The sequence below is a fragment of the Salinimicrobium oceani genome (assembly GCF_012037645.1).
Genome location: NZ_JAAVJR010000023.1, coordinates 1 through 1,320, shown reverse-complemented (window position 1 = coordinate 1,320; position 1,320 = coordinate 1). Strand labels below are relative to the sequence as shown.

Genomic DNA, 1,320 nt, shown 5'->3' with positions numbered 1-1,320 from the left:
TATTAAGAATGCCTTTAAACTCAATGCGCTGCTACAGGTAAAAGGGATCAGTGTTTTAGAAGCAAAAAAGGAGTACATCAAATTGGTGAAGGAGAACATTCCGGAATAAATCCAATATTGGTCAGTATTCTAAATTCCAGATTACAAGCACCAAATTCCAAATCTGAATAAACGTCCTCCGAATTGTTGAGGAAAACTTCGGAAAAAGAAAACTGGAAACTTTCTTTCTGAAAATCTCCCGCTTTATAAAATTTAATGGGGTATCCAGTCAACACCCGTGATTTTCGTTAATAATTTTATCATATGTCACAGGCTCTGCAATAACAGCCTGCTCAAGTAACCGCATAAATAATAAGCCTCTGCTATTTGATGTTCTCCTGTTGTACCTGAACACATATTCATCTAAGTAATAACCCAACTTATTTTTATTCAAATAACTTTGATGCGTTCCAAGCAGCCATCTTTTTAGCAATGAAGCCACTCGATGGACATTAGGTAATATTTCCTCGTCTTCTTCATTTACAGTTGACTTTTGGACTCTGTGCAAATACCCTAGTTCTTCTAATTCTGAATAACTAGGCCATCCATCAGTAATAATGGTTGACGATAGCTCGATATTTCTTTCAATAAAGTCTTTCAAACTATTAGCTGATGCATCCGGAATTTTTTCCAATCTGACCCTGCCGGTTTTTCGTCCTATGACTTCAATAGCTACAGCGACTATACTTTTCCCTTCTGCACCTCGTCCACGTTTCCCTGGAGTTTTGCCACCAACAAAGACTTCATCTACTTCAACAATGCCCTCTAACTTGCTTCTACCGCTTAACACCATTAATCGTCTGAACTTATGCAGCCAAGTCCACGCAGTCTGATAACTTCCTAATCCAAGCACCTTTTGCAATCCCTTTGCACTGACACCATTCTTTTGGGCAACCATCCACCAAATGGCATGAAACCAAATCAGCAAGGACTTGGTACTTTTATGAAACATTGTATTATTTGTCACTGTAGTTTCTTTATGGCAATCAGAACACTCATACCGTCCTTTGTTCTTTTTCCAGAATCGAATTGAGCCACATTGGGGGCATTCAAAACCATTTGGCCATCTCAATGATACCAAGTAATCAATGCATGCTTGCTCCGATTTAAACATTTCTTCAAATTCCATTTGGTCTGCTGGATATTTCATTCCATAAAGATAAAACTTTACGGGAGATGATCAGATACCCCATATAAATAATATTTACTCATTGTATTCTAATTTTTCCTTTAAAACTTTAATCATCCTCTCTACTGACTCCTCCACAGTTTCCTCCTCTG

The 1,320-nt window shown here is 37.8% G+C and carries 1 protein-coding gene; it reads right to left on the bottom strand.

The window, feature by feature from the left end; genetic code table 11:
• Window positions 1–268: 268 nt before the first annotated feature.
• Entirely contained in the window at window positions 269–1,189 is a 921-nt protein-coding gene (locus HC175_RS15065) for an IS1595 family transposase (protein WP_168026793.1), read from the bottom strand.
• Window positions 1,190–1,320 lie beyond the last annotated feature (131 nt).